Annotated in this window: 17 protein-coding genes; 12 read left to right on the top strand and 5 right to left on the bottom strand. The window is 59.8% G+C overall.

Annotated elements, in window-relative coordinates:
- Nucleotides 1–47: 47 nt before the first annotated feature.
- The 4 genes from H0921_RS06255 (at nucleotide 48) to H0921_RS06240 (ending at nucleotide 4,578) form a co-directional block, all read left to right on the top strand.
- On the top strand, nucleotides 48–719 hold the full coding sequence (locus H0921_RS06255) for a zinc ribbon domain-containing protein (RefSeq protein WP_194537203.1): 672 nt from the start codon (nucleotides 48–50) through the stop codon (nucleotides 717–719).
- A gap of 325 nt (nucleotides 720–1,044) precedes the next feature.
- Nucleotides 1,045–1,803 (top strand): creatininase family protein, encoded by a 759-nt coding sequence (locus H0921_RS06250; protein ID WP_194537202.1) that lies wholly within the window; start codon nucleotides 1,045–1,047, stop codon nucleotides 1,801–1,803.
- A 183-nt stretch (nucleotides 1,804–1,986) separates the two neighbouring features.
- Nucleotides 1,987–3,297, top strand: coding sequence for an MFS transporter (locus tag H0921_RS06245; protein WP_194537201.1), 1,311 nt, complete (start codon nucleotides 1,987–1,989; stop codon nucleotides 3,295–3,297).
- A gap of 342 nt (nucleotides 3,298–3,639) precedes the next feature.
- Nucleotides 3,640–4,578, top strand: coding sequence for an FKBP-type peptidyl-prolyl cis-trans isomerase (locus H0921_RS06240; protein WP_228499115.1), 939 nt, complete (start codon nucleotides 3,640–3,642; stop codon nucleotides 4,576–4,578).
- Nucleotides 4,579–4,677: 99 nt separating this feature from the next.
- Here H0921_RS06240 and H0921_RS06235 read toward each other — a convergent pair whose 3' ends face one another.
- Complete coding sequence (locus H0921_RS06235) at nucleotides 4,678–5,439, bottom strand: DsrE family protein (protein WP_194537200.1); 762 nt, start codon at nucleotides 5,437–5,439, stop codon at nucleotides 4,678–4,680.
- Nucleotides 5,440–5,869: 430 nt separating this feature from the next.
- Between H0921_RS06235 and H0921_RS06230 the strand changes: the two genes are divergently transcribed.
- From H0921_RS06230 to H0921_RS06205, 6 genes are all read left to right on the top strand, one after another.
- Complete coding sequence (locus tag H0921_RS06230; protein WP_194537415.1) at nucleotides 5,870–7,039, top strand: class I SAM-dependent rRNA methyltransferase; 1,170 nt, start codon at nucleotides 5,870–5,872, stop codon at nucleotides 7,037–7,039.
- A 179-nt stretch (nucleotides 7,040–7,218) separates the two neighbouring features.
- Complete coding sequence (gene malQ, locus H0921_RS06225) at nucleotides 7,219–8,721, top strand: 4-alpha-glucanotransferase (RefSeq protein ID WP_194537199.1); 1,503 nt, start codon at nucleotides 7,219–7,221, stop codon at nucleotides 8,719–8,721.
- Nucleotides 8,722–8,749: 28 nt separating this feature from the next.
- Nucleotides 8,750–9,790: a DUF4349 domain-containing protein gene (locus tag H0921_RS06220; RefSeq protein WP_194537198.1), complete on the top strand. Its 1,041-nt coding sequence runs from the start codon at nucleotides 8,750–8,752 to the stop codon at nucleotides 9,788–9,790.
- 240 nt (nucleotides 9,791–10,030) lie between these two features.
- Nucleotides 10,031–11,806, top strand: a complete 1,776-nt coding sequence (gene ilvB / locus H0921_RS06215) for a biosynthetic-type acetolactate synthase large subunit (RefSeq protein WP_194537197.1) — start codon at nucleotides 10,031–10,033, stop codon at nucleotides 11,804–11,806.
- A 232-nt stretch (nucleotides 11,807–12,038) separates the two neighbouring features.
- A complete protein-coding gene (locus tag H0921_RS06210; protein WP_194537196.1) occupies nucleotides 12,039–13,028 on the top strand; it encodes a hypothetical protein in 990 nt (329 codons plus the stop codon).
- Between the two features lie 415 nt (nucleotides 13,029–13,443).
- Nucleotides 13,444–14,634, top strand: coding sequence for a C1 family peptidase (locus H0921_RS06205; RefSeq protein ID WP_194537195.1), 1,191 nt, complete (start codon nucleotides 13,444–13,446; stop codon nucleotides 14,632–14,634).
- Nucleotides 14,635–14,794: 160 nt separating this feature from the next.
- Here the strand turns inward: H0921_RS06205 and H0921_RS06200 are convergent, their stop codons facing one another.
- Nucleotides 14,795–15,163 carry an Mpo1-like protein gene (locus H0921_RS06200; protein ID WP_194537194.1) on the bottom strand — a complete coding sequence of 123 codons (369 nt, stop codon included), beginning with the start codon at nucleotides 15,161–15,163 and terminating at the stop codon, nucleotides 14,795–14,797.
- Nucleotides 15,164–15,331: 168 nt separating this feature from the next.
- On the opposite strand from H0921_RS06200, the gene rpe reads away from it, so the two are divergent.
- Nucleotides 15,332–16,036, top strand: coding sequence for a ribulose-phosphate 3-epimerase (gene rpe / locus H0921_RS06195; protein WP_194537193.1), 705 nt, complete (start codon nucleotides 15,332–15,334; stop codon nucleotides 16,034–16,036).
- Here rpe and H0921_RS06190 read toward each other — a convergent pair.
- Both H0921_RS06190 and H0921_RS06185 read right to left on the bottom strand, forming a co-directional pair.
- A complete protein-coding gene (locus tag H0921_RS06190) occupies nucleotides 16,017–16,727 on the bottom strand; it encodes a YggS family pyridoxal phosphate-dependent enzyme (RefSeq protein ID WP_194537192.1) in 711 nt (236 codons plus the stop codon). The two genes, rpe and H0921_RS06190, sit on opposite strands and share 20 nt — an antisense overlap.
- 55 nt (nucleotides 16,728–16,782) lie before the next feature.
- On the bottom strand, nucleotides 16,783–17,127 hold the full coding sequence (locus tag H0921_RS06185) for a histidine triad nucleotide-binding protein (protein ID WP_228499111.1): 345 nt from the start codon (nucleotides 17,125–17,127) through the stop codon (nucleotides 16,783–16,785).
- A 352-nt stretch (nucleotides 17,128–17,479) separates the two neighbouring features.
- Between H0921_RS06185 and H0921_RS06180 the strand changes: the two genes are divergently transcribed.
- A complete protein-coding gene (locus H0921_RS06180) occupies nucleotides 17,480–18,406 on the top strand; it encodes a ribonuclease H family protein (protein ID WP_194537191.1) in 927 nt (308 codons plus the stop codon).
- Nucleotides 18,407–18,454: 48 nt separating this feature from the next.
- On the opposite strand, the gene H0921_RS06175 is transcribed toward H0921_RS06180, so the two are convergent.
- Nucleotides 18,455–18,820 (bottom strand): hypothetical protein, encoded by a 366-nt coding sequence (locus H0921_RS06175; RefSeq protein WP_194537190.1) that lies wholly within the window; start codon nucleotides 18,818–18,820, stop codon nucleotides 18,455–18,457.
- Nucleotides 18,821–18,939: the final 119 nt, after the last annotated feature.

The following is an 18,939-nucleotide window of genomic DNA, read 5'->3' as shown; positions in this document are numbered from 1 at the left end:
GTGATAGATATTAGAGTAACGTGTTCTGACCTCTGGGAGACGAGAATATGTCCCGCTTATTGGTTCAGTGTCCTAACTGTCAAGCTCGTATTAAAGTGTCTGAGCGGCTCATCGGAAAAACCAAACCTTGTCCTCGGTGTCAGACGGTCTTGCAGTTCCCCGCTGACATGGCTGCGGTCTCGAGATCTGAACTATCCGAGGATGCCGGTACGACACCTCCCGTGGAGGCTCCCCCTGCCGGTCCCTCCAAGGCCGTTGGGAATTACGCCTCGCCACCAGTGGCGCCGTCCTATCCTTCCTCTTCCGAACCCGCCTTCGTCGAACCGGAATGGATCGAGGAGCCGCTGCCCGTGCCCCAAGCGGAGTATTCCGCCAAGGCCATGCCCTCCTTGCCCCGCCTTCCTACGAAGCGTAAATACCCAGTCCTGGTGATCATGGGGTATTGCTTTAAGGTTTTAGCTTGTATAATTTTGGGCTTATTTATTTTGGCATTATTTTTTGGTTTTATCAAATATATCATCGCCGATAATCCATTAGAAAGTGCTATGGTATGGGCATGGCTAAGAGTAATGTTGATTTCAACGCCTATCGCAGTTTTTGTATGCATGTTGATATGGACTGTGGGAGAATTAATGTTTATGATAATACATTTTGAGGAAAATGTGCGAGCGATTGGAATCGGTGTGCTAGAGTTATGTAAAAAGTATTATTCAAATTGAATCATACTGGATTGTAGCTATATCATATGTTTATGTCCTGCGATTAGCGATCGAGCATTGTGATTGAGAGATGGAATGGTGAGGTTGCAACAAGCGGCAGGACGAGTTGAGGCCAGTGGGGGCAGGATTTCGGAACCCGGTGACAGGTTCCGCGGGCACGGTGTCTGAAGTTTTCTCCAGAAAATCAGTCCAATAGCATCGTGAAGGACTAAACTGAGTCCAAGCTGTTTGGTGCGGAGCGCCCCGGTTCCTGGAGCTGGTGCTACTTGTCCCAGCGGGTGGAGAGAAGCCTAGCATCGGCTTGGACTTGGGCAAGGAAGTAAAGATGAATCTCAGCGAGTTGTCCTGGCCGGTGATCGCGGAGCTGCCCCGGAAGACGCCGATTGTTCTGCCTATAGCGGCCCTGGAGCAACATGGCCGGCATTTGCCCGTATTCACCGATACTTTGCTGTTGGGAGAAGTGGTGCGGCGGGTCCAGGAGTTGCCGATTGCGCAGCAGTGCTTGTTTGCGCCGGTGCAATGGCTGGGCCACTCCCATCACCACCTGGACTTTCCCGGTACCCTGTCCCTGGCGGGCCGGCACTATATCGAGATGCTTCAGGGATTGGCCCGCTGCTGGATCGAACATGGTTTTTCCCGCCTGGTTTTCCTCAACGGCCACGGCGGCAACATCGTGCCGGTGCAGCAGGCCCTTTTTGAACTCAAGCAAGAGTTCCGGGATTATCGGGAGTTGTTGCTCCTGTCGCTGACGTATTGGGAAGCGGGGGGAAACCCACGGGAGGCGGTGAGCGGCTTGGTGCAGTCGCAGATGGGGCACGCCTGCGAGTGGGAAACATCCATGATGCTGCGCCTGGCCCCGCAGTGGGTTGTAGGAGACGTGTCCCAATTGCCGGAGGTACCCTTTGGAAGCGGCTTTGCCCCTGGTTACCGGGCCTGGGTGATGCCGGAACGGAGCGAACCAGGGCACATCGGCGCCCCGGCAGCGGCTACGGCGGAGAAAGGCGAGGCCCTGTTCACCTTCTTCGCCCGCTCGGTGGCAGACTTCCTGGAACGGGTGGTGCATTGGGATGGAAGCTGGCAGTGACGGGTATACCGCCGTGAGATAGACGCCGCCGTGAGGATACGGCATCCAAGCAGTTGCCGCCTTCCCTCCAGCCGGACTCATCACCCTCCTCAGGCATCCGAGCGTTTGACTCGTTTCCCCTAGAGTATCGTTCATAGTCCCCTACGGTATCGTTCAGAGCGTAGACACCAGGGAAAAGCCGCTATGCACACCGTTGGCTTCGAGCGTGGCGTATCCTGGCGTTGGTGGGTGTGTGGCGTCCTGTTGCTGGCTACACTGCTGAATTACATGGATCGCCAGGCTTTGCCGCAAACGGCGACGGAATTGAAACAGCGTCACGGGTTGAGCGATACCCGCTATGGCTTGGTCGAGCGGAACTTCAGTTGGGCGTTTGCCATCGGTTCGATCCTGTTCGGGTATTTGGCAGATCGTTTCGGTCCCCGGCTGCTCTATCCGCTCGTTTTGGCAGGCTGGTCGCTGGCGGGTTTGGCCACGCCGCTCCTGGCCCAGGAAAGCTGGACCGCGATCCTGGCGGACCCAGATGATCCATCCTCCGGGGCATTCCGGTGGCTGCTGATTTGCCGGACGGCCTTGGGATTGTTTGAAGCAGGTCACTGGCCATGTGCCTTGATCACGGTTCGCTTGATCTTGTCGGGCCGGGATCGCCCTCTCGGCAACGGGATTCTGCAATCGGGTGCTTCGCTGGGAGCCGTGTTGATTCCCCTGTATGTGCTGGGGATTCGCCATCTGGGCGGCGACTGGCCGGTGGTATTCTGGACCATCGGAGCGGCGGGGTTGCTCTGGGTGCCCTTATGGCTGACCCTAGTGCGGGCGGCGGACCTGCGATCGGTTCCTCCTTCGGCATCGGTGGATGAACTCGGAAGTGGCGGCGATCGCCCGGAGTCCGATGGGCCGGTCTCTGCGGGACGCTGGATTCTGCCGCTGGTGTGCCTGGGAATTATTGTGTGTTGTCTGAATGTGAGCTGGCAGTTCCTGCGGGCGTGGTTGCCCAAGTATCTGAAAGAGTCGGAGGGTTTTTCCGCGGATGCGGCGGATGTGGCCGTGGCGGGCTATTACATTGCGGCGGATATTGGGTGCTTGCTTTCGGGAGCGGTGGTGCGCCTGCTGACGGCTCGCGGCTGGGAGTTGACCGCGGCCCGCCGCTTGGGATTCGTCCTCTTTGCTGGCTTGACCCTCTTAGCGGCAGCCACCCGTTGGAGCGGCGGAGGTTGGGCGGCTGTGGTTCTGCTGTGGCTGGCCGGGGCAGGTATTCTCGGCTTGCATCCTTATTACTACGCCTTGGTCCAGGAGTTGCCCCAGCGCTTTCTGGGGCTGGGTTCAGGATTGCTCGCCGCCATAGCCTGGTTCCTAGCGGGAGCAGTGCAGCAGCATCTGGGCCGCCATATTGACACGACGGGCAGTTATGACTTGGGCTTGGCCATTGCGGGGTTGGCTCCGCTGCTGGCGACTGCTGCCGTGATTTGGCTCTGGAGACCGCCCCGATCCGCCCGCTAAACGCCCCTCCATTGTTAGGACAATGTTAGGACACGTCGGGGTTTTTCCGCACGTGCGTTTAATACCAGCAGATTGCCGAAAATCTCCGCATTCGGTCTAACGCCAGCCGGTCTTGGCTCCTCGCTTTTCCCCCCTCGAAATCTGATGGCGGTTTGTTTCTCCCTAGGGAGAATTGAAGCTGGAGAAGACGCGGCGAACCGGGTCGGCCATAGGAAGCGTAGCCTTAGATAGAATATCCCTGAAAGATCAGGAAAAATGTCGCTTTGGGGAGTGAATCCGGTGCAAAGCAGGGCCAGCGATGATTGCCCTGCGGGCAATGGACCTGGTGCAGGAGTTGTGGTTATGTCAGCGGATATTCCCACATCCTCACTGCCTCCCTCCGAGGAGCGTCGGCGGATGTTACGCGTGCTGTTGCCGGCGGGAGGAATTGCCTTGTTGATAATTGTGTCAGCGGTGGTCGCGGGCATGTTCGGCGGCAGCGGGCCGAAGATGTCGGACGGTTCTCCCGGCGGACTGCATGATCCCGATCTGCAAGAGGTGGTCGCCGGTGTGAAGATTCGGGACTTGAAGGTGGGGGAAGGCTCACCGCCGGTGCAGATCGGCGCCCGCATTCGCGTGCATTACAAGGGTTGGCTGGCGGATGGTACGGTCTTCGACAGCACGGAAGGCCGTGCCCCGTTTGTCTGCAATCTCAAGCCGGGAATGGATGGGGTGATTACCGGCTGGGTGTATGGGATTCAAGGGATGCGTCCCGGCGGCATCCGCAAACTCGTCATTGCGCCCGATAAAGGATATGGCAATCAAGGGACCGACCGGATTCCCCCGAACAGCTTTCTGATTTTTGAGGTGCAGTTGCTGGAGATACTTCCCTCAGCCAATCTGGCGCAAGGTCCAGGCCGCCCGATGTCGGATGGTTCAGATGGGGGCACGGAAGATTTGCAACTGACCCACATAGGCGACGGGGTTCGCATCCGCGACCTTCGCCTGGGGGAAGGTACTCCTGTGGAACCTGGGGCCACCATCACGGTGCACTACAAAGGCTGGCTGCCCGATGGTACAGTCTTCGACGATAGCCGAAGCCGCAATCGGGGCCAACCCATGACCCTTTCCCTCGACGACATGATCGCCGGCTGGCGTAAGGGCATCCCCGGCATGAAACCGGGCGGCATCCGCAAGCTGGTTATCCCGCCGGAGATGGGCTACGGTGCCCAAGGCAAAGGGGAAGTTCCGCCGAATGCCACCCTCATCTTCGAGGTCGAATTGGTCAAGGCAGGGTCCTAACCGCTTCCCTGCGGTGATCGCCGCCCTGATGGCCGTTTCCTCTTGGCTTTCCTCATCATTTATTCTGCCATTTGCAGTGCTGCTCCATCGGCGAGTTTTTCATCGACCGGGGCATGTCCCGCTGGGACAGGAAGACACCGGGACGGCATAGGCGCGGCGGACCGACCGCAGGATGCCCCGCCGGGCTGGGGTGGTGGGGCAGGTGCCAGTCGTGCAAGTCACCCCGGTGCTCACCGAAGTGCCGCTGCAAGTGGTGCAGGTACCGCTACTGCTGGAGCAAGTTGCTCCGCCGCTTGAGCAGGTTCCTCCGCTGCTGGCACAGGTTCCCCCGGCGCACGAGGTGCTCGCTCCCGCAAGGGTGGAGGTGCCGCAGGTGCCTTGGGCGCAGGTGGTACTGGAGCCGGAGGAAGCCGTCGCGGTGCCGCTGCAAACCGTCGTGGTCGGTGCTGCCGCTGTGGCATACTGCCGCAGTTGCGGGAGAAGCTGGGTCACTTGCCAGGGGCCGCCGTGACGATACGCCTGGAACTGGCCGCCCGGACCGCTGATTACCACACCCTCTTGCAGGTCAAATTGGCTGGCCAAGATGCGCCCCTCGGCTTGCTGGCGGCTGACTTCCACCACGACATACCGCTCCTGGAGCAGGTGGATCGCTTCGGCGGGCACAGTACCGGCTTGCAATTGCTGGCGCAAGGGTGCCGGGGCTTCACTGATGAAAACCACCACGGGCTTGTGGGTCCGTGCCGCTTCCGCCAAGGCGCGGGCGTAGTCGGTCCAGACCGCCGGTGCTGCCGGCACGGCCTCATTTCCTGCGGTGATGCAACCGCCGAGCAGAGCCGCCAGAGCCAAAGATGTCGCCGTCATGTCTGCTTCCTCCGTGTTCGTACAATCCTTGATCATCCGCCGCCTCCACAGCAGCGGGAGACTCCATTTTTATACGAAAATGGACGCGATCGCCACGAAAAAAATGATAACTGTGGATATATTTGTCCCTTTTCATCGCCTGATAGACGTCATCCGAAACCGGAAGTTGCCGAAGTGATCAGATTCTGATCGTGCACTGGGAAGAAGTGTTCCTCCTATCTGGGAAAAGTGCAGCCGTTGAGAGAGATAGGAAGTTCCCGTGCGATAATGGCGTTTAAGCCATCTGCACAGTTTGGAGAAAGTGATTTGGGGAACAGGGGGAAGCGAAGCGCTTGCGAACTCCGGGTCAGACAGGACAGGGATGAGATCGGCACTTGCTTGCGGTGGAGGCGGCCGCAGGAGTCGTATGATGGAAGGTATGAGTGAGACGGTGGGAACGGGATTGCCGGTGGTACGCCTGAAAGTGGAGCGACAGACGTCGCATCCGTGGATATTCCAAAAGATGGTGGAAAAGCCTGCGGAGCGGTTGCGTCCGGGGACGTTGGTGGAGGTGGTGGACAAGACCGGCCGGTGGGTGGGACGGGGTTTTTACAATGGCCATTCGCGGATTGGCGTGCGGCTCCTCACGCGTGATCCACAGGAGGCGGTGGACGCGGCTTTTTTTGCCCGGCGCATTCAGGAGGCCGTCGCCTTTCGCCGCCACGTGCTGCAATTGGACACGATCACGGATGCCTACCGCTTGGTCCATGCAGAGGGAGACGGCCTGAGCGGGCTGGTGGTGGACCGTTTTGCGGACGTGATCGTGCTGGAGTTTTTTGCAGCGGGGATGTATCGGTATCGGGACTGGATCATGGCGGCCCTGCAGGCAGAGTTTCCGGGCGCCCGCTTCTACTATTTTGCAGAAGAACACGTGGGCAAGCAGGAGTCGTTCGACTGCCGCCCGCCTGCACCGCCGGGGCCTGTGGACATTCAGGAATATGGATTACGCTTCCGGGTTCTGCCGGGCAGCAAGCACAAGACGGGTTTTTTCGTTGATCAGCGGGAGAATCGCTGGCGGATCAGCTCCTGGTGCGCCGGCAAGCGCGTGCTGGACCTGTGCTGTAACAGCGGAGGCTTCGCGATTTATGCCAAAGCCAGGGGAGCGGCGCGGGAAGTGATCGGCGTCGATATCGACGAGGACGCTCTGGCCTTGGCGCGGACCAACGCGGGACTCAATCAGGTCCAAATCCGCTGGGTACAGGCGGACCTGTTCTGCTGGTTGCGGGATATAGCGCCGAGCGGGCAGCGGTTCGACGTAGTGATCCTGGACCCGGCCAAGTTGACCCGCGACCGGGAGGGTGTAGCAGCAGCTTTGCGCAAGTATTGCGATATGAATCGCCTGGCCATGCAAGTGACCGCGCCGGGAGGAATCCTCCTGAGCTGTTCGTGTACGGGTCTGGTCAAGGAAGAGGAGTTTTTGGAATCGCTGCGCCGGGCGGCCTGGCAAGCGGGGCGGACCTTGCAAGTGTTCCATGTGGGCGGTGCAGGGCCGGATCACCCCTTCCTGCTCAATGTCCCGGAGGGGCGGTATCTCAAAGCGGTGTACGCACGGGTCTGGTGATACAGGGGCAGCATCCCACGGCTTGAGGCGAAGGTTCTTCCACTGGAGATAAGGAAGGGAAAGGCTTCCACTCATTCGGAATACGGGAGGAAGAAATTCCGTCCTGGAGACTAGAGAACGGTCTCAGGAAGGGCTTTCCCCTGGTGGAAGGACGAAGAACAAAGTGCAGGAGGTGGATCATGAGTGTGCCAGTCTGGCCGCGGTCCAGTGGTGTGTTGCTTCATCCGAGCAGTCTGCCGGGGCCGTTTGGCATCGGAGACTTGGGGCCGATGGCGTATCGCTGGGTGGAAACACTGGCAGCCATGCGGCAGCGCTGGTGGCAAATCCTGCCCTTGACTCCGACCGGTTTGGGCGATTCGCCCTATCAGACTTACTCCGCCTTCGCCTGTGAGATTAAACTGCTCAGCCCGGAGCTGTTGGAGCAGGAGGGGCTGGTGTCGAGTTCATTCTGGGCGGGAGTGCATTTGCCGGAGGAGGCGGTCGATTATCCCCGTGTCCATGCTTTCAAGCTGGCGTTGTTACGGGAGGCGTGGGGGAATTTTCGGGCGGGCCGTGCATCTCACTTGCGAGAAGACTTTGCAGCCTACTGCGCTCGGGAAGCGGAGTGGCTGGACGATTACGCTCTTTTCAATGCTCTGCGGGATGCGCTGGGGGGGGCATCGTTGCCGGACTGGCCGGCCGAATGGCGCAAACGAGATGCTGCCGCTTTGGCCCACGCCCGCCATGCCTATGCGGATGCCATCGGCATGTACCAATTCGGCCAATTCCTGTTCGATCGCCAATGGTCCGCTCTGCGGCGGTATGCAGCGGAACGCGGCGTCCAGATTCTCGGCGACATTCCCATCTTCGTCGCTCTGGATTCCGCGGATGTCTGGGCACACCCGGAATTGTTCCTCCTGGATGAAGAGCTGAGGCCGCGAGTTGTCGCAGGTGTGCCTCCCGATTACTTCAGCGCCGACGGCCAGAATTGGGGCACGCCCATTTACAATTGGGAGCGCTTAGCCGCCCGCGGGTATGACTGGTGGATCGCGCGCGTGCAGCGGCAATTGACCCAGGTGGACCTGCTGCGTCTTGATCATTTCCGCGGTTTCGTGCAAGCCTGGCACATTCCCGCCGGAGAAACCACAGCCCGCAACGGACGATGGGTGGATGGCCCCGGCCGGGCACTCTTCGACGCCCTGCGGAACGCCCTGGGTACGCTCCCCTTTTTCGCAGAGGACTTAGGGTACATCACCCCGGATGTCCACGCTCTGCGGGAGCAATTGGGACTGGCCGGAATGCGCGTCCTGCAATTTGCCCTCAATGGACCGGCGGATTTACACTGGCCCCACAACTATGAGCGCAACTGCTTCTGCTACACCGGCACACACGACAACGAAACCATCGTCGGCTGGTACAACAACCTCAACCCCTCGCAACGCCACTACCTGGAAAAAACCGTCGGCAAGCGCCTGGAGGACCCCGCTTGGGACATGATCCGCCTGGCCTGGTCTTCGGTCGCCGTGGTGGCAATCGCCCCCCTCCAAGACCTGCTACGCCTGGGGAACGAAGCCCGCATGAATACCCCCTCTACAAACCAAGGGAACTGGCGCTGGCGGTTCCGCCTCCAACAGTTTACACCGGACATGATCGAGCGGCTGGCCGAGTGGACCCACCTCTATAACCGGGTGGTCCATTCATAGATCATCCCTTTCTCTCAGGAGTGGAGCTATGTTAGCACCTCAACCCCGTTCCCCGGTGAGTGGAACCATGCTGTCACCTCGGTCATCTCTCTTCATCGCCTCTGGGTGTCGCACAGGCTTCTGCCTTCTGCTGGCGAGCAGTTGCCTGGCCTGGTTGGGATGTGGAGTCAAAGCTCCGCGGGAAGCGCCAGAAATCACCATGGCAACGTCCGCTGATGTGGGCAGTCGGGCACCGGCGGGCCGAGCGGAAAAAGGCGGCGGGGACTTCGCCCCTGAACCGAACGGAGCCGCTAACCGCAGCGTGGACCCCAAGCTCCTCACCGCCGAAGTCGAACGGAAAATCATCTACACCGCCCACATCGAACTGGTGGTCAAGGAACTGGAGACCGCCATGGCGGAGGTGAAACAGCTCGTCCAGGGGCACAAGGGGTACATCGCCAAATCGGAAGTTCGCGGCCAAGTCGGCCAGCGCCGAACAGCGGACTATGTCCTGCGCGTGCCGGCGAACCACTTCACGGCCCTCCAGGAAGGCTTGCTTCAGCTTGGTTTTGCCGAACGCAATGCCCTGGAATCGCAGGATGTGACGGAGGAGTACGTCGATATCGAGGCCCGCTTGCAAGTCCTCAAACGGGAAGAGGAAACCCTCAACAAACTGTTGCTCGAGTCCACGAGCCGCTCGGATTTGCTCCAGACGCGGGACCACATCCTCCAGGTCCGCAGCCAAATCGAGCGAGCCCAAGCCCGATTGAACCTTCTGAGCCGCTTGACCGCCTTTTCCACCATTCACCTCAAGCTCCGGGAAGAGCAGAATTACCAGCCTCCCGCCTCCAAAGCCGCTCCGACGCTTGGCGAACGCATCCGCGTCACCTTCCGCAACTCTTGGGACAGCTTCCTGAGCTTTTTGACGCAATGCACCCTGACCGCCGTGGCTCTGACCCCTTGGCTGCCCGTGATCATTCCCGCCGCTTTGTTGCTCGTTTGGTTTGGGCGGCGCCTCTCCCACGCCCGCTCGCGGAACCAGCACGCTGTGCAGCGGCCTTCGGACCCGGAGGGAGCGGAAGCCTCGTGAGCCTTCCCGGTGTTCAGGGTAGGCATTTGGGTGTTCTGGTCCCTAAAGTACAGCTCAGGATGGCGGTGTGAAGGAACGGAGTTTTTCGGCAAATTCCTCTGCCAACTTTTTTCCTGGTTCCTTATACTAAAGTATTGCAAAGGTTTCGGAATGGAATGGCGACATTCCGGCAGTAGGGGCAGATGGCCTGCCTCTAGCTCTTTTGTTTTTCCCGCCAATTTGTGGAAAGACTCCAGGACAATGACCGCGACATCCCCTTCCGCTGCTCTGTCTGCTTCAGCCACGGCGATGAGTGGAGCTGACATCCTGGTCCATGCTCTGGTGCGGCAGGGGGTGGAGGTGGTTTTCGCTTATCCCGGCGGTGCGAGCATGCCCATTCATCAGGCCCTGACACGGGTCGCGGACCGCATCCGCACCATTTTGCCCCGTCATGAGCAAGGGGGCGGGTTCATGGCGCATGGCTACGCGCGGGCCACGGGCAAAGCCGGGGTGTGCATCACCACCAGCGGACCGGGAGCCACCAATCTGGTCACCTGCCTGGCCGATGCCAAAATGGATTCCATTCCCGTTATTGCCATCACCGGCCAAGTGGCGACCTCGGTTCTCGGAAATGACGCCTTCCAGGAAACCCCCATCGTGGAAATCTGCCGGGGGATTACCAAACACCATTACCTGGTGACCCGCGTCGAAGACATCACCCGGGTGGTCAAGGAGGCGTTTTACATCGCCACGACCGGCCGGCCCGGTCCGATCATCATCGACATTTGCAAAGATGTCCAAACGGCTCGCCACTGCCCCGATTGGGACCCGCCGATGGACCTGCCGGGGTATCGGCCCTTCCGCCGGGCACGCCGCGAAGAATTGGAACCGATCCTGCACGCCCTCCGCCAAAGTAAAAAACCGTTCATCTACGCCGGTGGTGGGATCACCCATGCCCACGCCGCTGCAGAACTGCGGCAATTCGCCGAACTGACCGGCATCCCCGTCGGACTCACCCTCCACGGCTTGGGCAACTTCCCGGCGGATCACTACCTCTGCCTCCACATGCTCGGCATGCATGGCACCGTCTATGCCAACTATGCCATCAACGATGCCGATCTGCTGCTGGCCTTCGGCGTGCGTTTCGACGACCGCGTCACGGGCAAACTCTCGGAGTTCGCCAAACACGGGAAGATCGTGCACATCGACATTGACAAAAGCGAAATCCACAAAAACAAGTATGCTCACATCCCCGTGCATGGGGACATCAAGCATGCCCTGGCCGATCTCAACGCCATGCTGCGCGAAGAGGCCAACGCGGACCTGATTGCCGGCGGGCGTTACACCGATTGGTGGCGGCAGATCGACGCTTGGCGCGCCAGCGATCCCTTGCGCATCCCGGAGCGGGACGACGCCATCCTTCCGCAGTATGCCATCCGCCGCCTCTGGGAAATCTTGCGGGATCGGCAGATCCTCGACCGCACCACCATCACCACGGGCGTCGGCCAGCACCAGATGTGGGCCGCCCAGTTCTTCCATTTCAACCAGCCCCGCACCTGGATCACCAGCGGCGGATTGGGCACCATGGGCTTCGGCCTCCCGGCGGCCCTCGGGGCCAAAGTCGCCCGGCCCGATCACCTCGTCATCGACATCGACGGCGACGGCAGCTTCCTTATGAACATCCAGGAATTGGCCACCGCCTACACCGAAAACATCCCGGTGAAAATCCTCCTCCTCAACAACCAGCACCTGGGCATGGTCGTCCAGTGGGAAGACCGCTTTTTCAGCGGCAACCGTGCCCATACCTACCTCGGCGCCGGTGATCACCACCCCCCGTATCCCGACTTCGTGACCATAGCGCAGGGGTTCGGCATTCCCGCCCGCACCATCCAGGAGAAAGGCGACCTCGACGAGGCCCTCAGCGAACTGGTCGAATCTCCGGGTTCCTTCCTCCTGAATATCCTGGTGCCGCATCAGGAACATGTCTTGCCCATGATCCCCAGCGGCATGACCGTCCGGGACATCATCAAGGTTTGACTTGCCTTCGTATTCCTGTTACATTGGTGGGCCGCTACCCTCCACGGGCGGCGGGGTTAATCCCCTGGGGGGCAAACTGATCCGCCCCTCATCGAAGGGATGAACACTCATCCGCCCCTCATGCTGCGGCGGATATACTAGTGGAGAACCCACCTACAGGAGGAAGCAGTGAAGGGGACAGTGTCGTCCCGGCTTCCCCAACTCCATGTTCCCGGATCGGAGGATGATTCCCATGACTCGCGGACGAGCCTTCGTGGCCGCCGGACTGCTGGCTACCGTTGCTGCCGGCGTCGCACTCTTGGCCACCCAAACCCACGCCCAGCCTCCCGGCTTCGGCAAGGGCAAGTTCGGCTTCGGCAAAGGACCGGCCTTCAAAGAGAAGGAAGGAGAACGGAAAGACGCGGAACGTAAAGAAGGAGAACGCAAAGACGCGGAGCGCAAAGAGGGAGAACGCAAAGACGGAGAACGGCGAGAACGCGGACAGCGGCCGGAAGGCGAACGGCTGCCCCCCGCCGAACGCATCCGTCAACTGGAGCGCGAACTGGCTCAAACCCAAGCTCGCATGCACCAATTGATCCATGAACTAGTCCAAGCCCATGCCGAACTGTTGCACGAACAGATGGGGCGCGGACCAGGACCTTTCCCACCCTTCGGCCCTGGGAATCCCCCCTTCGGTCGGCCAGGCTTTGCAGGACCTGGTTTTCCCGGAGTACCCGGCGGACCTGGCGGAGCCGGCGGCCGCCCAGCTCTGCCCGGACCGGAAGGACCCCGCGCCTTGCCCCCCATCGAACGGATGTCCCCAGAGCAAATCCAGGACCTGATCCAACGCCTCCAGAAAGCCTTGGAGGAACGAACAGGCAAACGCCCGGAGACCCCGAAAGGCCGGCCCGAACGCCGCCCGGAAAGTGACAAGGAACCGCGGAAAGAAACCGGCAAGGACCAGGCCCCGGAAACTCCGAAGAAGCCCAGTGAGGGAGACAAGGTCAAGGAAGGGGTGAAGAAGCCGGCGGAGGGGGATAAGGCCAAGGAGGGGGCAAAAAAGCCAGGTGAGGGGGAGAAGGTCAAGGAAGGGGTGAAGAAGCCCGGTGTGGGGGAGAAGGTCAAGGAAGGGGTGAAGAAGCCGGCGGATCCAGCGGCAGAACGTGCAGAATTGCTACAACGCCTAGAAAAACTGACCCGTGAAGCCGAGGAACTGCGCCGCAAACTCGAACCGCGGAAATAATCCATCCTCCCGCCCCTGAGACTGCCGGCGCTCTATCTGGAACTTGCACCCCTTGGGACAGCCGAGTGGCTGTCCCTTTCTTTTTCCTCGCTTGGCTAGCGAATCAACTCCCTGGCATTTGCCCTCTGCTTCCACCGGCCCCTCGATTGGAAACGATCGAACCAGGAATCTCAATCAAAAGCTCCCCTTCTGGCTCGAAATCTAGCCCTTGACAAGGGTAATGAAAATTTTTCCACTTTTTATTTGACTTCGCGCGATTTAGTGGGCATATGTTCCTTAGTACAGCCGGCGATGTCCTGCATGTGGCGTGGCATCGCGGGGATGCTTTTGATTGAGTGGCTTTGCGGTTGGACCCTCTCCCGCTGCAAGGCCGGTCCGAGACCAAGACCATCGAATGTCCAAAGGAGGGTGAGCCATGGGGACCTTAGCGAGTTCGCGGCGTGTGCTGGTGATCATGGGGGTGGTGCTAGTTTGCGGAGGGTGGATTCTGTTTTGGCAGGGGGCGGTACCCCAGCCGGACGGAGAGCTGCCGCCGTCGTCTCCAAAGGCGGATGAACCGGAACCGCCGCCGCGATACTGCGGTTGGATCCCTGATCCGCAAGCAGTGCGCGAATGCCTCAAAGACCTGGATATTCGCGAGTTCCGGGCCGCACCGGCGGAGGGTGAAGAACCGTGTGCGGAGGCGGACGAGCCGGTCTATCTCTGGGAAACCGTCCGGCAGGTGACGGGCGAGATTCTGCCCGGACGCGATCAAGGAGCTGTCGGCAGTTGTGTGGCAGTCGCCACGGCTTCAGCTCTGGAACATCTCCAATGCGTTCAGATTGCCGCCGGGGAGAAAGCCCGCTATCGGGATGTCGCTAGCGAGGTCATCTATGGCGGCTCTCGTGTTCAGATCGGCGGCGGCCGCATTCGGGGCGATGGTTCCATTGGAGCATGGGCAGCCAAATGGGTCAAAGACTATGGAGTTGTACCACGTGGTGTATATCAACGGTATGATTTACGTCAGTATGATGAGAAATTGTGCCGCGAATTTGGACGGCGGGGCGTTCCCCCAGAACTAGCTGCGCTGGCACGCCGCCATCCGGTCCTGGAGGTGATGCGGGTCCAAAGTTGGGACGAAGCGCGTGCCGCGCTCCGCCGGGGCTATCCGGTCCTGGTGTGCAGCGATCAAGGGTTCCGCATGGAACGGGACCGGGACGGCTTCTGTGCTCCGCGGGGCATTTGGTATCACGCCATGGCCCTGATTGGCTACCGAGGCCACCCACGCCCTGGCGGATTCCTCCTCAATTCCTGGGGAGATCAAGCCCACTCCGGCCCGCGCGTGCCGCCCCATGCTCCCCCCGCCGGCTTCTGGGTGGATGCTCCTGTCCTCGATCGCATGCTCCGCCAAGGGGACTCCTGGGCCTTCGCCCGCTTCATCGGCTTCACCGATCCGGATCATCCCGCCGCCTCTGTTGCCTATGACTTTCGCCATTCCGCCTTTTCCCTCCTGAGGTTCCGCCATCGGGTGCTGGGGTCTCATCCCTCCGCCGCCCCCGCGAAACTGCGAGATCCGCCTCAGTGGCACGAGGGGACGAGATCGATTGTCACGCATCCGACTCGCTAGGGAGTTCCGTGTCGTTTCTACGTGACTTTGGTATCGGCAGAGAGGAGGAGGGGTGCCTATTCACGGGAATCGATCGTGCTGAGGGAGGGATCAATCCATGATTGACGATGTTTTCAACGCCAGGCGTCGACCCAAGGTGTCTTGCAGCCAGATGACCGCGTTAGGAGTGTTCGGTTGGCTGGACGGGGTTCTGCTGGTGTTGGGGGTGCGAATCATTTGCCACTGGCAGATACTGGGGCGCGATGGCGACTACCGGCAGGCCAAGCCAGCGCTTGAGCGGAATCAGTTCCCCGACATCGTTCCCCTCGATCCGGTGGCCGATCCATTGCAGCAGATAGCCGCCGCAGAAAGCCGACAGGGCATAAGGCCACGCGAGGAACGCCAGCGACACCAGTCCCGCCAGGGCCAAGGGGATGCCCACCAGGTGCAGGGCGAAGTTGACCGGATGCTGATGCCGCAACCGCCACTGGCGCGCCGCCGAGCGGCTCCAGCGGATGACACGCCGCGCAATCGGGAAGTTGTAAGCCATGGGGATTTTCCTTCGGGCCAGCAGGTCCACCGCTGCACAAGCAAGTTCGTAGTAATAGGTATGGAGACCCCGCGGCCAGTGTCTGCGGAACCTGCGGTGCGCCAGGCGGCTGATGGCCATACTGCCGGCCAGGTGTCACTACGGATAGGCCGATGGGCAGGAGGAGGCATGAGTGGAGATCAGACCAAGCTAGGCGTGAAGATCGCACCGTCGATCCTGTCCGCGGATTTCGCACGCTTGGGGGACCAGGTGCGTGAGGTCGAAGCGGCGGGTGCTGATCGGATTCATGTCGATGTGATGGATGGCCACTTTGTGCCAAACCTGAGCATGGGGGCGGTGGTGGTGCGGAGTTTGCGCCCGGTGACTCGACTTCCTCTGGAAGTGCATCTGATGGTGGAGGAACCGGGGCGCTTCCTCGATGGCTTCGTCGCGGCGGGAGCTGATACGCTCATTGTGCATTTGGAAGTTCTGCCCGATCCGCGCTCGATGCTGGAACATATCCGCCGGGGGTTGGGGAAACGCTGTGGTCTGGCCATCAATCCGGATATGCCCGTGGAGCGGCTCCGGCCGTACCTGCGGGATATCGACGTGGCCTTATGCATGACGGTCTTCCCCGGCTTCGGAGGACAGTCTTACATACCGGAAAGTACCCGCCGGATTGCCGAGTTGCGGCGGTGGATTGCTGCTGAGGAGGCCGAGTGTGAATTGGAGGTGGACGGCGGCATCGATGCGCAGACGATCGTGGAAGCTGCACGGGCTGGTGCCAATGTCTTCGTCGCAGGAACGGCCATTTTCTCCGATCCCCAAGGCCCCGCCGCTGCCGTCCAGCGACTGGCTGAGTATGCTCGCCAAGCTATGACTCCGCGGAAGTAGCCTCCAATCCCGCAAACAGGACGCTCCCCAATCGGACCATCGTGGCTCCCTCTTCGACGGCGACTTCAAAGTCGTGACTCATTCCCATCGAGAGATGGGGCAAAGACAAACCCGTCCGCTGGCGCAGGCGCTCTCGAAGCTGGCGCAGCTCCGCAAAGACTGGACGAGTGTCCTGGGGATTGCTCTGCCAGGCGGCCATGGTCATCAGACCGAGAATGTTCAAGCCGGGATAGTGGGGCAATTGTTCGGCCAGGATGTCCGCTTCCTCCGGCGGAAAGCCTTGTTTGCTGCTTTCCCGGCTGCAATTGAACTGCAACAAGATAGGTACCGGCTGCGTCCGCCGGCCAAACTCATCGAGGGCGACGAGTAAACGCAAGGAGTCCACAGAATGAATGAGTGCGACACGAGGAACTGTCCGTTCGATCTTATTCCGCTGGAGATGGCCGATGAGATGCCAACGAGCCTGGGGAATAGCCGCGGCCTTTTTCCAGAGTTCCTGCGGCCGGTTCTCGCCGAGATCGAAAAGGCCCAGCTCCGGCAAGCAGGCGGCGGTAGCGGCAGTTACCGACTTAGTGACAGCGACAATCGTGATTTCTCCCCCGGCTCGTCCGCTGCGCCGGGCGGCTGCCTCGATGCGCCCGCGTACCTCCGTCAGGCGCTGCTGCAAAAGGTCCCGCACAGGTCTTGGCATGTGCGTCCGACTGTCCCCCGGAAATGACCCCCGATGTCAAAATGGCCGCGCAGCTTCAACCGGGCGGCCAAGTCATCGAGCGGCCCCCCAACAAGTGGACATGCAAATGCGGCACGGTTTGACCTCCCTGCTCCCGGCAGTTGATCACCAGCCGGTATCCCTGATCCAATTGAAGCTGCCGGGCCAGCTTCCGGGCGACCAGGAGCAGATGGCCCAACAGGGATTGATCTTCTTCCGTCGTGTCATCCAACGTGCGAATTTCCTTCTTCGGAATGATCAGAACATGTACCGGTGCTTGAGGATTAATGTCATGAAATGCCAGACTCCACTCATCTTCGTGAATGATCTTCGCTGGAATTGTACGCTGAATGATTTTCATGAAGATATTATCTGCCATCATGAATGTAGACCTCTTAGAAATACTCAAATAGATATCCTAATAGGATATACTTGGCCTTACTACGATTCTTTGCATTCAATACACGGAATACATGTAGGGGATGCGATCATTAGTTGGTCTGGCGGTAATCCCAATGCGCCACAACACCTCAGTGGAATTGTACCACACCGCTGGGTCGCTGGCGAGAGATGAAGGCGAGATCGGGACGCCCGCCAGCGCAAGCGATCGAGCAGATCGCTTGATGCAGTGCCGCCATTCCTCTGCGAGTCAGCAACGCCCGAACGTTGCCAGTGGGGTATGAGGATGAATCAATGCGCTTTTGGTGCCACGATTCGTATATCTGGAGAAACCTATGCCTTGGGTTGTAGGAATTGATGAAGCCGGGTATGGTCCAGTTTTGGGTCCTCTGGTACAGGCGGTAGTGGTTTTATGGCTGCCGCCGGAGGACACGACGGGCTGGAATGCCCTGCGTTCCATGATTCGGCAGGCCCGCGAAAGCCCGGATGAGCGGGTGCTCATTACTGATTCCAAGGCGGTCTATAGTCGTTATGGCCTCGATGGTCTGGAAAGTGGAATCGTCAGATCGCTCCATATGGGGCATCAAACTTTAGATACATGGATAAAATCATATGTTATGGAGAGCAGTCGGCAGGATTGGCAGCGGGAACGCTGGTTTGATGGGGCGGAGGTAATTCCCAAGAGGTCCTGGGAATCGCCCTTATGTTGGCCCTTTCCGGCCCGTGCACGGATTCGTCTTCTGACACCGGCAGCCTTCAATCGCTTGTGTGATCAAACGGGAAACAAAGCGGAAGTGCTCGGTCAAGGCTGGATCGAATTGATCCGAGAGCTGGAGACTTCTTCATCTCCGCCGCTGATTCCCGAAGATGGACAGGATCTTGTCATCTATAGCGATAAGTTAGGCGGGCGGCATTTCTACTGGCCGATGTTGCAAGAGTGTTTTACGGGGCGATGGGTGACTCCACTGCGCGAAAAGCCCCTCGAAAGCCGCTATCGGATTGACGGTGGAACGCGAGCAATTTCCGTACAATTTTCGCCCCGTGCTGAGGCGAGCAGTCTGGTTGTGGCTCTAGCTTCCATGCTGGCCAAGTATGTGCGAGAAATCTGGATGGGTCAGTTCCAGCGCTTCTGGCAGCGGCACATTCCCAATCTCGATACAACCGGGGGTTATCTCCCGCATGCCCGGCAGTGGTATGCGCGGATTGCTCCGTTGTTGTCAGAGGTGGGCGTGCATCCGGACGAAGTCTGGCGGCGCCGCTAGCTCGGAAACAGTCTTCTCCTCCCTCACGAAGACGGCGGGGACGATCCCTCACTCAGTTCGCGAAGATGGCAGGGATGATCCATCACTGGCCCTCACAATGAAGGTGGTGTTGTCGGCTTGTGACACATGGGGAGTGACGTCAATTCCGCCGGTGAGGTTGAGCCAGAGGATTCGGAGGGTGTGGAAAATGCCCCAGGGTATGCCCCAGGGACCTAGCAGGAGCGCTAGCAATGAGTAGCCTATTCCGTAACTCAAGCGTTGTTTCCAGGAATGAGTTGCCACAGGACGCGAGCGGCAAACCACGGTGGCCAACATAAAGGAGTAGCAGATTTCATAGCAGACCCAGCGCACGGGAGGCGGCGATGAAGACTGCTGCCCCTTGCGAGTGTTCGTCAAATGGATCGGTTCATCCATAGGCCTGTTTGATTCGCTGGAATCGGTGCACCAACCGAAGAGTTAAAGTCTGTTGTATGTTGGGTCTTTCAACAGCGGCAGGGTGGTGGGGATACCCTTCCTTCCTTCAGTCATGAGGT

This window comes from Thermogemmata fonticola, from assembly GCF_013694095.1.
GTDB classification, from domain to species: Bacteria; Planctomycetota; Planctomycetia; order Gemmatales; family Gemmataceae; genus Thermogemmata; species Thermogemmata fonticola.
The sequence above is the reverse complement of the archived record's forward strand: the minus strand, read 5'-3'. Positions and strand labels throughout refer to the sequence as shown.

Excerpts from the sequence above, each read along its gene's own strand:
- H0921_RS06255 (WP_194537203.1), top strand. The coding sequence starts at position 48 with ATGTCCCGCTTATTGGTTCAGTGTCCTAACTGTCAAGCTCGTATTAAA.
- H0921_RS06250 (WP_194537202.1), top strand. The coding sequence starts at position 1,045 with ATGAATCTCAGCGAGTTGTCCTGGCCGGTGATCGCGGAGCTGCCCCGG.
- H0921_RS06245 (WP_194537201.1), top strand. The coding sequence starts at position 1,987 with ATGCACACCGTTGGCTTCGAGCGTGGCGTATCCTGGCGTTGGTGGGTG.
- H0921_RS06240 (WP_228499115.1), top strand. The coding sequence starts at position 3,640 with ATGTCAGCGGATATTCCCACATCCTCACTGCCTCCCTCCGAGGAGCGT.
- H0921_RS06235 (WP_194537200.1), bottom strand. The coding sequence starts at position 5,439 with ATGACGGCGACATCTTTGGCTCTGGCGGCTCTGCTCGGCGGTTGCATC.
- malQ (WP_194537199.1), top strand. The coding sequence starts at position 7,219 with ATGAGTGTGCCAGTCTGGCCGCGGTCCAGTGGTGTGTTGCTTCATCCG.
- H0921_RS06220 (WP_194537198.1), top strand. The coding sequence starts at position 8,750 with ATGTTAGCACCTCAACCCCGTTCCCCGGTGAGTGGAACCATGCTGTCA.
- ilvB (WP_194537197.1), top strand. The coding sequence starts at position 10,031 with ATGACCGCGACATCCCCTTCCGCTGCTCTGTCTGCTTCAGCCACGGCG.
- H0921_RS06210 (WP_194537196.1), top strand. The coding sequence starts at position 12,039 with ATGACTCGCGGACGAGCCTTCGTGGCCGCCGGACTGCTGGCTACCGTT.
- H0921_RS06205 (WP_194537195.1), top strand. The coding sequence starts at position 13,444 with ATGGGGACCTTAGCGAGTTCGCGGCGTGTGCTGGTGATCATGGGGGTG.
- H0921_RS06200 (WP_194537194.1), bottom strand. The coding sequence starts at position 15,163 with ATGGCTTACAACTTCCCGATTGCGCGGCGTGTCATCCGCTGGAGCCGC.
- rpe (WP_194537193.1), top strand. The coding sequence starts at position 15,332 with ATGAGTGGAGATCAGACCAAGCTAGGCGTGAAGATCGCACCGTCGATC.
- H0921_RS06190 (WP_194537192.1), bottom strand. The coding sequence starts at position 16,727 with ATGCCAAGACCTGTGCGGGACCTTTTGCAGCAGCGCCTGACGGAGGTA.
- H0921_RS06185 (WP_228499111.1), bottom strand. The coding sequence starts at position 17,127 with ATGATGGCAGATAATATCTTCATGAAAATCATTCAGCGTACAATTCCA.
- H0921_RS06180 (WP_194537191.1), top strand. The coding sequence starts at position 17,480 with ATGCCTTGGGTTGTAGGAATTGATGAAGCCGGGTATGGTCCAGTTTTG.
- H0921_RS06175 (WP_194537190.1), bottom strand. The coding sequence starts at position 18,820 with ATGGATGAACCGATCCATTTGACGAACACTCGCAAGGGGCAGCAGTCT.